The 12,477-nt window shown below is 63.7% G+C and carries 11 protein-coding genes; 4 read left to right on the top strand and 7 right to left on the bottom strand.

Features of this window, described 5'->3' with window-relative positions; translation table 11 throughout:
* Positions 1–104: 104 nt before the first annotated feature.
* The 3 genes from AB7532_RS17085 to AB7532_RS17075 form a co-directional block, all read right to left on the bottom strand.
* Positions 105–1,421: a homoserine dehydrogenase gene (locus tag AB7532_RS17085; protein WP_441235935.1), complete on the bottom strand. Its 1,317-nt coding sequence runs from the start codon at positions 1,419–1,421 to the stop codon at positions 105–107.
* A gap of 28 nt (positions 1,422–1,449) precedes the next feature.
* The gene (locus AB7532_RS17080; protein ID WP_441235934.1) at positions 1,450–2,670 is read right to left on the bottom strand and encodes an LL-diaminopimelate aminotransferase; all 1,221 of its coding nucleotides are present in this window, start codon (positions 2,668–2,670) and stop codon (positions 1,450–1,452) included.
* A 215-nt stretch (positions 2,671–2,885) separates the two neighbouring features.
* The gene (locus AB7532_RS17075; protein ID WP_441235933.1) at positions 2,886–3,161 is read right to left on the bottom strand and encodes a hypothetical protein; all 276 of its coding nucleotides are present in this window, start codon (positions 3,159–3,161) and stop codon (positions 2,886–2,888) included.
* Between the two features lie 252 nt (positions 3,162–3,413).
* Between AB7532_RS17075 and AB7532_RS17070 the strand changes: the two genes are divergently transcribed.
* Both AB7532_RS17070 and AB7532_RS17065 read left to right on the top strand, forming a co-directional pair.
* Positions 3,414–5,222, top strand: coding sequence for a PHA/PHB synthase family protein (locus AB7532_RS17070; protein ID WP_441235932.1), 1,809 nt, complete (start codon positions 3,414–3,416; stop codon positions 5,220–5,222).
* A gap of 58 nt (positions 5,223–5,280) precedes the next feature.
* On the top strand, positions 5,281–5,679 hold the full coding sequence (locus tag AB7532_RS17065) for an MAPEG family protein (protein WP_441235931.1): 399 nt from the start codon (positions 5,281–5,283) through the stop codon (positions 5,677–5,679).
* A 3-nt stretch (positions 5,680–5,682) separates the two neighbouring features.
* On the opposite strand, the gene AB7532_RS17060 is transcribed toward AB7532_RS17065, so the two are convergent.
* The 4 genes from AB7532_RS17060 to AB7532_RS17045 form a co-directional block, all read right to left on the bottom strand.
* A complete protein-coding gene (locus AB7532_RS17060) occupies positions 5,683–6,273 on the bottom strand; it encodes a class I SAM-dependent methyltransferase (RefSeq protein ID WP_441235930.1) in 591 nt (196 codons plus the stop codon).
* Positions 6,274–6,358: 85 nt separating this feature from the next.
* On the bottom strand, positions 6,359–7,342 hold the full coding sequence (gene argC, locus AB7532_RS17055) for an N-acetyl-gamma-glutamyl-phosphate reductase (protein WP_441235929.1): 984 nt from the start codon (positions 7,340–7,342) through the stop codon (positions 6,359–6,361).
* On the bottom strand, positions 7,339–8,007 hold the full coding sequence (locus tag AB7532_RS17050; RefSeq protein WP_441235928.1) for an FMN-binding negative transcriptional regulator: 669 nt from the start codon (positions 8,005–8,007) through the stop codon (positions 7,339–7,341). The genes argC and AB7532_RS17050 overlap by 4 nt, the downstream gene beginning before the upstream one ends.
* A 223-nt stretch (positions 8,008–8,230) precedes the next feature.
* Positions 8,231–8,761, bottom strand: coding sequence for a DedA family protein (locus AB7532_RS17045; protein WP_441235927.1), 531 nt, complete (start codon positions 8,759–8,761; stop codon positions 8,231–8,233).
* 270 nt (positions 8,762–9,031) lie between these two features.
* On the opposite strand from AB7532_RS17045, the gene parE reads away from it, so the two are divergent.
* On the top strand, positions 9,032–11,071 hold the full coding sequence (gene parE, locus AB7532_RS17040) for a DNA topoisomerase IV subunit B (protein WP_441235926.1): 2,040 nt from the start codon (positions 9,032–9,034) through the stop codon (positions 11,069–11,071).
* A 378-nt stretch (positions 11,072–11,449) separates the two neighbouring features.
* Positions 11,450–12,232, top strand: coding sequence for an outer membrane protein (locus tag AB7532_RS17035; protein WP_441235925.1), 783 nt, complete (start codon positions 11,450–11,452; stop codon positions 12,230–12,232).
* Positions 12,233–12,477: the final 245 nt, after the last annotated feature.

Raw genomic sequence — 12,477 nt, 5'->3', positions numbered from 1 at the left:
GTCTCTGCCCGCATCAACTCGCAACGCCCACGGTTCGTTCGAACCGCCTCAGTGTTTAAGCATGACCTATACGGAAAGCTGCTTCGCGGCTTTCCGTAGCATGCTCAGTTCTTCTCGATCCGGATCACCTGCGGCCGTCCGCTGATCACCTTGTCCTTCTGCACGGCCGCGAGCGCGCGGCGCACCGCGTCCTCATGCGTGGCATAGGTGATCAGGATGACGGGCACGGGGACCGCCTTGCCGTCGGCCGGTGCGGCGCCGCCATTGGGATGACGCTGCACGATCGACTCGATCGAAATCTTCTGTTCTGCAAGCCGGGTCGCGATCGCAGCCGCAGTGCCCGGGAAATCACGCGCCAGCAGGCGGATGTAGTAGCCGCCCTCGTGACGCTCCATCGGCGCCTTCCTGGTGTCGCGCAGATGCGAGATCGGCCGGCCGAACGGATTGGCGCGGATGCCGCGCGCAACATCGGCGATGTCAGCGACGACGGCCGATGCGGTGGCCGCACCGCCCGCACCGGGGCCGACCAGCGTGATCGGCGGAATGCCTTCGCCATCGATCGTGACCGCATTGGTGACACCCATCACCTGCGCGATCGAGGAGGATTTCGGAACCATGGTCGGGTGCACGCGCTGCTCGATGCCCTTGGCGGTGCGAACCGCGACGCCAAGCAGCTTGAGGCGGTAACCGAGATCGTCAGCGGCGCGCAGATCTTCCGGCGCGATGGAGGAGATACCTTCGACATACACCGCGCTTTGAGCAACTTTCGTGCCGAAAGCGAGGCTGGCAAGGATCGCGAGTTTTTGCGCGGTGTCATGGCCATCGACGTCGAAGGACGGATTGGCCTCGGCATAGCCGAGCCGCTGCGCATCCTTCAGGCATTCGGCGAAGGACAGACCCTCCTGCTCCATCCGCGTCAGGATATAATTGCAGGTGCCATTGAGAATGCCGTAGACGCGGTTGATGCCGGTTCCGGCAAGACCTTCGCGTAACGTTTTGATGACGGGGATCGCAGCGCCGACCGCTGCCTCATAATTCAGCGCGCCGCCGTGCTTTTCAGCGGCTTTTGCCAGCTTCAAGCCGTGCTTGGCGAGCAATGCCTTGTTCGCCGTAACAACCGATTTGCCGGCGTTCAGTGCAGCTTCAACCGCAGAGAGAGCGGGATCGCCGGCGCCGCCCATCAGCTCGACGAAGCAGTCGATGCCGGGATGCGTGGCAAGCGCCATCGGATCTTTCGCCCATTCGACGCCGCGCAGATCGACGCCGCGCTTCTTCGCCTTCGAGCGCGCGGTGACAGCGACGACGCGAATGCCGCGGCCACTGCGGCCTGACAGCACGCGGGCCTGCGTTTCGATCAAACGGACAACTTCGGCACCCACGGTGCCGAGCCCCGCTATGCCCACTTTCAGGGGTGCAACCATGATGCTTCAGAGAACCTGTCGAAGAGAATTAGCGCCGATTGGCGAGCGGAACCACGTTGTGCAACGTTTCGATGCCGCTTTCAAGGAAGCGGCGCACGCCGCGCGCGGCCTGCCTGATCCGTTGCTCGTTTTCCACCATGGCGATGCGGACATATCCTTCACCATGCTCGCCGAAGCCGACGCCGGGCGAGACCGCGACGCCGGATTTCTCCACCATCAGGGTGGCGAACTGCATGCTGCCGACGCTGCGGAAGGCCTCCGGCAGCGGCACCCAGGCGAACATCGAGGCTTCCGGCGGCGGGATCTCCCAGCCGGCGCGGCCGAACGATTCCACCAGCGCATCGCGGCGCTTGCGATAGGTGTCGCGCATCTCCTTGATGCAATCGTCGGGACCGTTCAGCGCGGCGGTCGCGGCGACCTGCACCGGCGTGAAGGCGCCGTAGTCGAGATAGGATTTGACGCGGGCGAGTGCTGCGATCACGCGGTCATTGCCGACCGCGAAGCCCATGCGCCAGCCGGCCATCGAATAGGTCTTCGACATCGAGGTGAACTCGACCGTGACGTCGATCGCGCCCGGCACCTGGAGCACCGAGGGCGGCGGATTGTTCTCGTCGAAATAGACTTCGGCGTAAGCGAGATCGGACAGGATCAGGATCTCGTGCTTCTTCGCGAACGCGACCAGGTCCTTGTAGAAGTCGAGGCTCGCCACATAGGCGGTCGGGTTCGACGGATAGCAGACGACCAGCGCGAGCGGCTTCGGAATCGAATGCACGATCGCCCGCTCGACCGCCTCGAAGAATTGCGGCGTCGGCTCCGACGGCACCGAGCGGATCACGCCGCCCGCCATCAGGAAGCCGAAGGCATGAATGGGATAGCTCGGGTTCGGGCAGAGGATGACGTCACCGGGCGCGGTGATCGCCTGCGCCACGTTGGCAAAGCCCTCCTTGGAGCCGAGCGTCGCCACCACCTGGGTGTCGGGGTTGAGCTTCACGCCGAAGCGGCGAGCGTAATAGGCGGCCTGGGCCTTGCGCAGGCCGTTGATGCCGCGGGACGCCGAGTAGCGGTCGGTGCGCGGCTTGCCGAGCGTCTCCTTCAGCTTCTCCAGCACATGCGCCGGCGCCGGCAGGTCCGGATTGCCCATGCCGAGGTCGATGATGTCGGCGCCTGCATTCCGCGCGGCCGCCTTGGCCCGGTTGACCTGCTCGAACACGTAAGGCGGAAGGCGGCGGATGCGGTAAAAATCGTCCATGGCTCTCTGGGCTCCGGGCAACCGGTCAGGACAGAATCGACAGGCTCTGACGCCCGCCTCAAAGACGACCGCCCCTTGCGCGAAAATCACTCAAAATCAAATACTTGGAGTGGCTTTCGGCGACAAGGGCTGAACACCTTCGCCCTGACTCTCGGCTGAACTGCGGTCTTTTTAGCACGGAGTGACGGGGGCGCCAGCGATTACCTTGCTCCGCCTCATTTTGCGTCCTTGCCGGCGACGGCCTGGCGGTCGCGCGCGGCGGCGAGCTCGGCCTCGATCTTGGCACGCTGGTCTGGCGGGATGATCGCCTGATCACGATCCGGCGGCAGGTCATGCACCGGCAAATAGGTGCCCGGCTCCCTGGGATGCGCCTGCGCATCGGCCGGCGTCATGTCCGCGAGCTGGCTCGAACAGCCGCCCAAGGCCAGCGCCGCCATCAGCAGCGCGCCAAAAATCGGCAGCGACTTTTGCAGGTCCCTCAACGCCAACACCTGGGAAATCCCCTACTCGTCCCAATGCAAGCTGCCGGAGACTAACCCGACAACCTGCCCAAGCTCAAACCATTGCTGCCCACAAATGGTACGAGCGAGAATACGTCCAAGGCCCACGCCCCGAGAGTTGCACCCTGATTGTGACAAAACCAAGAAGCCTTTTCGCAGTGCAGCACATGTTGGAGCTTGTTTAACGCCAAACATGCGAGCTTCGCGGTGACGAATACGGAATGAATCGTTACTGTTCTGCTCATGAGTACCGCCACCACCGACACACCCAAATCCGAGACGAAGTTCGATGCAGAAGCCTTCGCGATGAATGTCGCGCGGGCGATGGAGAGTGGCGGCAAGGCGCTCGCCGCGTATCTCAAGCCGCGCGAGAGCGGCGAGGTGCAGGACCGTCCGCCGGCCGAGCTCACCGAAGTCGTCAAGACCTTCACCTCGGTCGCTGAATACTGGCTGTCGGATACGACCCGCTCGTCCGATCTCCAGACCAAGCTTGCCAAGGACTATCTCGACCTCTGGGGCTCGGCGGCGCGCCGCATGGCCGGCCAGGACGCCCAACCCGCGATCGCGCCCTCGCCGCGCGACAAGCGCTTTGCCGATCCGGAGTGGAAGTCAAACCAGTTCTTCGACTTCATGATGCAGCTCTATCTGCTCACGACGAAATTTGCGCACGAGCTGGTGCGCGACGCCGAGGGACTCGATCCGCAGACCCGGCGCAAGGCGGAGTTCTACGTCCAGCAGCTCACCAACGCGATCTCGCCGTCGAACTTCGTGCTGACCAATCCGGAGGTGCTGCGCGCGACGGTCGCCAGCAACGGCGAAAATCTCGCGCGTGGCCTGACGATGCTGGCCGAGGACATCGCGGCCGGCAAGGGTACGCTGAAGATCCGCCAGTCCAACCCGGACAATCTCGTCGTCGGCGTCAACATGGCGACGACGCCGGGCAAGGTCATCTTCCAGAACGAGATGATGCAGCTGATCCAGTACTCGCCGACCACGGAGAACGTGCTGCGCACGCCGCTCCTGATCGTGCCGCCCTGGATCAACAAGTTCTACATCCTCGATCTCAAGCCGGAGAAATCCTACATCAAGTGGTGCGTCGACCAGGGCGTCACGGTGTTCGTGATCTCATGGGTCAATCCCGACAAGCGGCTCGGCAACAAGAGCTGGGAAGACTACATGAAGGAAGGCGTTCTGACGGCGATGGACGTGATCGAGAAGGTCACCGGCGAGATGAAGGTGCATACCGCCGGCTATTGCGTCGGTGGCACGATGCTCGCGACCACGCTGGCCTGGCTCGCCGAGAAGCGCCGCCAGCGCGTGTCGTCCGCGACGTTCTTCGCCGCACAGGTCGACTTCACCCATGCCGGCGATCTCCTCGTGTTCGTGGACGAGGAGCAGATCGCAGCGCTCGAGCAGGACATGAAGGCGGCCGGCGTGCTCGAAGGCTCGAAGATGGCGATGGCCTTCAACATGCTGCGCTCCAACGATCTGATCTGGTCCTATGTCGTCAGCAATTATCTGAAGGGCCAGCAGCCGAGCGCGTTCGACCTGTTGCACTGGAATTCGGACGCAACGCGCATGACCGCGTCGAACCATTCCTATTATCTGCGCAACTGCTATCTGGAGAACCGGCTCTCCACCGGCACGATGGTGCTCGACAACACGCTGCTCGATCTCTCCAAGGTCATGGTGCCCGTCTACAACCTCGCCACCCGCGAGGACCACATCGCGCCGGCGGAATCGGTGCTGTACGGCTCGCAGTTCTTCGGCGGCCCGGTGAAATATGTTCTGTCCGGCTCGGGCCACATCGCCGGCGTCGTCAACCCGCCCGCCTCGAACAAGTACCAGTACTGGACCAACGACAACGTCAAGGACGTCAACGTCGCCGAGTGGATGAAGGGCGCGGTCGAGCACAAGGGCTCGTGGTGGCCGGACTGGCGGCAATGGCTGGGCACGCTCGATCCCGAGGAAGTGCCGGCGCGCAATGTCGGCAGCGACGCCCTCCCCCCGATCGAGGATGCGCCCGGCAGCTATGTCAGGGTTCGCGCATAGCGCAATCGCGCGCGCTCCCGTATAAGCTCACGACATCGATTTGAGAGGGGACCGGACTATGACGCGTGAATTGTTCTGGCTGACGCTGACAGTGATCCTGACCGGCATCCTCTGGATTCCCTACACCATCAACCGCTGCCAGATCCGGGGCCTCGGCGGCGCGATGGCCAACCCGTCGCGCGCCGACAAACCGCAATCGGAATGGGCAAACCGGCTGATGTTCGCGCATGACAACGCAGTCGAAAACCTCGTGCTGTTCGCGCCGCTGGTGCTGATCCTGAACGCGATCGACTATTCCACCAAATGGACCGTGCTCGCCTGCGCCGTCTATTTCTGGTCGCGCGTCGCGCATCTGATCGTCTACGCACTGGGCGTTCCGGTGTTCCGCACGCTGGCCTTCACCGTCGGCTTCATCGCGCAGGCGGTGCTGGCGCTGGCGATCTTCAAGGTCTTTTAGAGATCAGGCAGGCCTGCGAACGACCAGATTCAGCATGCTGGCTGGCGTCTGGTCGAAGCTCTGGATCACGTTGGTGTCCGAGCTCAGCTTGATCCACGCCCCCGCGCTGGCGTAGGTCGCTTCGAGCCATTCGGGCGATATGTAACTGTAGTACCGTCCGAGGCTGTCCCGGCCGTCCTCCTCGCCCATCTTGAAGCTGGCATAGAACACGCCTGACGGCCTGAGGGCGCGATAGATCCTTGCGAGGATGCCGGCGAGTTCGTCGCGCGGCACGTGCAGAAGACACGCGCTCGCCCAGACGCCGTCATAGGCCTCTTGCGCATCCAGCTGGTCGAACCGCATTGCCTCGACGGGATGACCAAGCCGCTGCGAGGCGATCGCCGCCATTTCAGGCGAGCCGTCGGTCGCACGCACCGAAAAACCTTCGGCCAGCATCACCGCCGAATGATTGCCGGCCCCGCAGCCGAGTTCGAGGATCGAGCCACCTGATGGCAGCAGGGCGAGAAAGCTCTTTAGCCGCGTCGAGGGAGCCTTCGCCCAGCCGGCATAGGCCTCGGCGTTCTGGCGGTAGAATGTCAGCGTGGTCTCGTCCATGCGGTCTTGTTCTCCGGGAGGCGGTGTCTCGTGTCCCGGCTCTGCGGAGCAGCGCAACGCGCTGCACCGCGTCCGGGACACGAGACTACTGATCGGCCAAGCCCAGCATCAGCCGCATGTTCTGCACCGCTGCGCCGGAGGCGCCCTTGCCGAGATTGTCGAGTCGCGCGACCAGCACTGCCTGATGATACTTGTCGCTGGCAAAGACATAGAGCTCGAGCATGTTGGTCTCGTTGAGCGCCTCCGGCTCGAGCTTGCCACCCTTGGTCGTCTCGTTCTGGAGCGGCATCACCGAGACGTATTTCGAGCCGGCGTAACGCTTGGCGAGCGCGGCTTGCAGATCAGCACCGCCGGGCTTGCCCGGCAGCGTGTCGAGCTGAAGCGGCACCGACACCAGCATGCCCTGCCGGTAATTGCCGACCGAGGGAATGAAGATCGGCCGCCGCGTCAGGTTCGAATAGAGCTGCAGCTCCGGCAGATGCTTGTGCTCGAAGCCGAGGCCGTAGAGTTCGAACGACGGCGCGCTGCCGTCCTCGAAACTCGCGATCATCGACTTGCCGCCGCCGGAATAGCCGCTCACCGCGTTGACGGTGATCGGATAGTCGGGGGGCAAAAGGCCGGCGTCGACGATCGGCCGCAGCAGTGCGATGCCGCCGGTCGGATAGCAGCCGGGGTTCGAGACCTTCTTCGCGGCCTTGATCTTGGCCGTCTGGTCCGGTGCCATCTCCGCAAAGCCGTAGGCCCAGTCGGGCGCGACCCGGTAGGCGGTCGAGGCGTCCAGCACCTTCGGCCCCGCAGCGCCCATGCTGTCGACCAGCGCGACGGTTTCCTTCGCAGCGTCGTCGGGCAGGCAGAGGATGACGAGATCGACCTCTTCCATCAGCGCCTTCTTGGCCGCGGGATCCTTGCGCTTGTCGTCGGCAATGGTCTTCACGACGACGTCGTTCTGGAGCTTCAGCCGCTCGTGGATGCCGAGACCGGTGGTACCGGAGCCGCCATCGACGAAGACGGTTGCGGGCTTCTTCGCGGCGCCGGTGGCCGGTGCTTTCGTGGTTTCCGTGAGGCTCATGGTACGCTCCTTTCGAGCTCGTTGGTTTCGGCCGCGAAGGCTTCGGGCCTCACGTCCTGCATCAGTTGCGCGATCTCCCTGGCGTCGGCAGCGGGTTGCGCGCCGAGCGCATTGGCGATCGCCGTATAGTCGGCGTCGGACTTGTGCTGGTTGAGCTTGAAGCTGCCTTCGACCTCTTCAACCGTCATGACCAGACCCACGATCCCCTTCTTCAACGCCTCGAGCCGGCCCGCCGTCATCTTGCCGGAGGTCCACGGCTGCTTGGGCATCAGCCAGCTCTCGAACTTGTCGCTGAGCGTGTCGATCTGCACCGCCAGATCATCGTCCGACAGCAACCGCACCGGTCCGCTCAGATGCACCGACTGGTAGAGCCAGGTCGGCACCTGATCCGGCGAGACGTACCAGTCGGGCGATACATAGGCATCGGGGCCGTTGACCGCGAGCAGCCAGGACGTCGTTCCGCCCGCAAGCTTTAGCAGCGGATTGTGACGGGCGACATGAAAGGCCGCCTGCGGCGTGCCGTCAGCCGCATAGGTCAGGTAAAACGGCAGCGGCGACGCAACCGGCTTGTGGCCGTCAAAGGCGCACATGGTGCCGAAGCCGCGCTCGTCGGCGAATTTCAGGCTCGCGGCGCGGTCCTGCTTGAAAAAGGGTGGCGTGTACATCGTGGTCTCCTGCTGGCCTCCTTGGGGGCCGCCGGATCAGATCGCGCTGACAGGAGAGAGAATGCCGCGGATCGGATCCAGCGGCAAAGACGATGATCTCAAACGCGATCAACCGCCCAAACCGCAGAGCTGCGGCGGCGGCGACGGGCGAACAGGATGGTCGCGGCGTTGATCATGGCGCGGGGCTATAAGGGCAGTTGCGGTTTTCGTCAAGGTTTTGGCGTCAGATCAGCCGCCAGATCCATTCCATGACCTTGGCGATGACATCGCCGAACAGCAGCAGCGCCGCCGACCAGATCAGTGCCGAGGCGAAATTGGCGGCCTGAAAGGTCCAATAGGGCATCTCGAAGATGCCGGCGGCGAGCGGCACCGAGGCCCGCAAGGGGCCGAAGAAGCGGCCGATGAAGATGCTGGGCACGCCCCAGCTGCGTACGAAGGCTTCGCCCTTCGGCAGCAGTTCCGGATAGCGCGAGAGCGGCCACATCTGCGCGACCCGCTCCTTGTAGCGATAGCCGAACCAGTAGGAGACCCAATCGCCGAGGGCTGCGCCAATGCCGCCGGCGATCCAGACCGGATAGAAGCTGATGCCGCTGACGCCAATCAGCGCGCCGATCGCAACCAGCGCGCCCCAGGCCGGAATCAGCAGCGAGATGAACGCCAGCGACTCCCCGAAGGCGAGCAGGAACACGATCGGGGCCGCCCAGGCCTGGTGAGCACGCACAAAGTCGGCCAGTGCGTGCGCGTACTGCTCCATTCCAGATTGCCTTCCCGCCCCGTCACGGTCCTGTCAGATAAAATGACTGGTAAGCCAAGGACTTGTGTGACATCAAGTCACAAAACCCGGCTCTAGCCGGGCTTCGGCGTCAAATTGCCGGGAATTGCTGGGCCTGCGGCGTAAAATCGCCGGTATTAGCACCCACCCACACCCACCCGGCCGTCACGCGGTGACCTCGACAGGTCAGCCGTGGCATAGTCGGCGCAACCGATTCGCCGCTTCCGCGGCCCTCAAAGCACATCAAGATATATGTCCAAGCAGTTGAAAAACAAAACAGACCTGTTCCCAGCCGACGAGCAAAAGTCGCGCGCGCCTGCCAAGACGGCGTCGCGCGGGACCGGCGGCGAGGCCGATTACACCGCGGCCGACATCGAGGTGCTCGAAGGCCTGGAACCGGTCCGGCGCCGGCCCGGCATGTATATCGGCGGCACCGACGAGAAGGCGCTGCATCACCTCTTCGCCGAAGTCATCGACAACTCGATGGACGAGGCGCTGGCGGGCCACGCAACCTTCATTGGGGTCGAACTCAGCGCCGACGGGTTCCTGACCGTCACCGACAACGGCCGCGGCATCCCGATCGATCCGCATCCGAAATTCCCGAAGAAATCGGCGCTCGAAGTCATCATGTGCACGCTGCATTCGGGCGGCAAGTTCGACAGCAAGGTCTACGAGACCTCCGGCGGCCTGCACGGCGTCGGCATCTCCGTCGTGAACGCCCTCTCCTCGCTGCTCGAGGTCGAGGTCGCGCGCAGCCAGAAACTCTACCGCATGACGTTCGAGCGCGGGCACCCCAAGGGCAAGCTCGAGGATCTCGGCAAGATCAACAACCGCCGCGGCACCCGCGTGCGCTTCAAGCCCGACACCGACATCTTCGGCGCCAAGGCCGCGTTCAAGCCGCAGCGCCTGTTCAAGATGACGCGCTCGAAGGCGTATCTGTTCGGCGGCGTCGAGATTCGCTGGAACTGCGCGCCCGAGTTGCTCAAGGGCGTCGAGGACGTGCCGGCGGAAGCGACGTTCCACTTCCCGGGCGGCCTGAAGGATTACCTCGCCGCCGCGATCCACGCCGACACGCTGGTTCATCCCGACATCTTCTCCGGAAAGTCGGGCCGCAACGGCGCGCACGGCGCCTGCGAATGGGCGGTGGCCTGGACCGCGGATGCCGACGGCTTCCTCTCCTCCTACACCAACACCGTGCCGACGCCCGACGGCGGTACGCATGAATCCGGCCTGCGCAGCGCGCTGCTGCGTGGCCTGAAGGATCACGCCGAGCGCGTCGGCCAGGGCAAGCGCGCCTCGTCCATTACCTCGGAAGACGTGATGGTGGGCGCGGCCGTGATGCTCTCGGTGTTCGTGCGCGAGCCTGAATTCCAGGGTCAGACCAAGGACCGTCTCGCCACCGCCGAAGCGCAGCGCATCGTCGAGCAGGCGATCAAGGATCCGTTCGACCATTGGCTGTCGGGCAATCCGAACATGGCCAACCGGCTACTCGACTTCGTGGTCGACCGCGCCGAGGAACGGCTGCGCCGCCGCCAGGAAAAGGAAACCTCGCGCAAAACCGCCGGCAAGAAGCTGCGCCTGCCGGGCAAGCTCGCCGACTGCAGCGATGCGGGCACCGAAGGCTCCGAGCTGTTCATCGTCGAGGGCGACTCGGCAGGCGGCAGCGCCAAGCAGGCACGCGATCGCAAGACCCAAGCGGTGCTGCCGTTGCGCGGAAAAATCCTCAACGTCGCCTCCGCCGGCAAGGACAAGCTGACGGCGAACGCCCAGCTCGCTGATCTCGTGCAGGCGATCGGCTGCGGCATGCTCGCGCAATATCGCGAAGAAGATCTGCGCTACCAGCGCATCATCATCATGACCGACGCCGACGTCGACGGCGCTCACATCGCCTCGCTGCTGATCACGTTCTTCTATCGGCAGATGCGGCCATTGATCGACCAAGGCCACCTCTTCCTTGCGGTGCCGCCACTCTACAAGCTGACGCACGGCACGAAGTCGATCTATGCCCGCGACGACGCGCATAAGGAGGCCCTGATCAAGAGCGAGTTCAACGCCAACGCCAAGGTCGAGGTGAACCGCTTCAAAGGCCTCGGCGAGATGATGCCGGCGCAGCTCAAGGAAACCACCATGGATCCGGCCAAGCGGACCATGCTGAAAGTCGTGCTGCTCGCCGACGACCGCGACACCACGGCGGATTCGGTGGAGCGGCTGATGGGCACCAAGGCCGAGGCACGCTTCGCCTTCATCACGGACAAGGCCGAGTTTGCCAACGAGGAACTGCTGGACGTCTGAGACCAACGGCCTTTCGTCAAAAGCCCGGCTCAGGTCCGGGGCTTTTTTTGTTTGCCCCTGCGCATCGAACGGCGACTCGGCCAACGACTCACCGGCGCCAAGGCCGAGGCAGGATTGCCTCCATTTCAGACAAAGCCCGATTGCTAACAAAACCTTACTTGAATTCGATCTTCGATAATTCACGCAACACATTGATTATAAGACACTATTTCTGATTTCGGCTCTCGCGACCAAAATCCCGATCGCCCGGCGTTTCCCGGCGACTGTGCCTGCCCTGCAACAGCATTTCAGCGGAAAGCGTCTATAGTCCGGGCATCAGATCACTCGGACTTCAGTGCGCTCGCGCTGCCAGACAGACCAAAGCTTGGGGATTTTAAAATGAAGAAGATTTTGCTCGCACTGACCGCGGTTGCCGCGATGACCGGTTCGGCCTCGGCGGCTGATCTGGGCGCCCGCCCCTACGTCAAGGCTCCGATGGCGGCTCCCGTCGCCAGCTGGACCGGCTTCTACCTCTTCGGCGGCGCCGGCGGCGGCATCTCGGCCTCCGACCAGCGCGTGCAGACCACTGTCGGCGCAGTTCCGCTGACGATCGACCAGCGCCAGGGTGGCTCGGGTTGGTTCGGCACCGTCGGTCTCGGCTACGACTGGCAGTTCAGCGGCACCTGGGTCGCCGGCGTGTTCGCTGACGGTCAGTTCGGCAGCATCCGCTCCACGGTGCAGGATCCGACCCTCGGCATCACCGGCAACCAGAAGCTGGAAGACTCCTGGGCCGCTGGTGTGCGCCTCGGCTGGCTGGTTGCTCCGAACGTTCTCTCCTACGTCAACGGCGGTTACTCGGGCGCCCACTTCGGCAGCACGAACTTCATGACCCTGGCTGGCGTTCCCGCTGGCGTGCATCTCGGTGGCTACAACCGCAACGGCTGGTTCGTCGGCGGCGGCGTCGAGAACAACCTGAACATCTTCGGCATCCAGTCGCCCGGCTGGTTCATGAAGACCGAGTATCGTTCGGCCTTCTACAACGCCAAGACCCAGGACATCCTGACCGACGCCGGCAATCTTCCGATCGGCAACAGCATCCGCGCCAACAGCTGGAACCAGACGGTTTCGACCTCGCTGGTCTACCGCTTCAACTGGACCGGCCCGGTCGTCGCGAAGTACTGATCTGATCTGAATTCAACTTCAGACGTCAAAGCCCCGGCATCGCCGGGGCTTTTTCGTTGTGTACTGCTTTTTGGCCAGAAGAACTGTTTCAAGCGGGTTTACGATCCTCGCCCGATCGACAGCCGTGATCGCCTCGCGAGCGGCGGCCTGATGACAGAATCATCCCCACCCACCCCAGGATGATCTTGCGCAAGGACATGCGTTCTCCCGCCGGCCTGCATCCGCAGCCGTTGTATCCGAACCGA

The organism is Bradyrhizobium sp. 930_D9_N1_4 (assembly GCF_052076015.1).
Lineage (GTDB): Bacteria > Pseudomonadota > Alphaproteobacteria > Rhizobiales > Xanthobacteraceae > Bradyrhizobium.
The sequence above is the reverse complement of the archived record's forward strand: the minus strand, read 5'-3'. Positions and strand labels throughout refer to the sequence as shown.